Annotated in this window: 1 protein-coding gene; it reads right to left on the bottom strand. The window is 39.4% G+C overall.

Going from position 1 to position 578, the window contains the following annotated elements:
* Positions 1 to 578: RHS repeat domain-containing protein (locus ACINWC743_RS18495; protein ID WP_009586526.1), on the bottom strand; the 578-nt coding region annotated here is incomplete at both ends.

Here is a 578-nt window from a genome sequence, read left to right as displayed (position 1 = left end):
TATGACTCCCAGATCATCAAGTCACCATCCCAACCAAATAAGGTTAGACTATCCTCAGTGGTATTTTTCTTAAATAATCGACGACCAAATACATCATAACCATAGCTTGTAATTTGACCATTGTGATCGCTTTGTATCAGTCGATTGAGGTTATCCCAAGTCAGTTTTAAGGTCTGACCTGATTGCGTGGTTTCAATCACATTGCCTTGCGCATCATATTTGTAGTGCTTGCCTTGATATTGGGTGATCAGGTTATTTTTGACTTGTGATGTTTGTGTCGCAATCGGGTCGATTAAGTTCCCCGCAGGATCAAAACTAAAACTTTCAGAACGATACGGGTTTTGTGCTTTAATTAAGCGTCCAATTGGGTCGTATTGATAGCTTAATTTACCTAATCGGCTGTCATCCACCTGAGTCAGGAGGTAGTTGTTATCATAGTGGTAATATCGTTCTGCTTGATGTTTTGCTTGTTGTAATTGGGGTTGTTGTAACTGATCGAGTGTTTCTTGTTCATGTCGAATGATTTGTGAACTGAGTAAGCCCACATCATTATAGTTTTTGTTTTGCACCAAGCCATT

It is taken from the genome of Acinetobacter sp. WC-743 (assembly GCF_000335555.1).
GTDB lineage: Bacteria > Pseudomonadota > Gammaproteobacteria > Pseudomonadales > Moraxellaceae > Acinetobacter > Acinetobacter bereziniae.
This window is presented reverse-complemented; position numbering and strand designations above follow the sequence as displayed.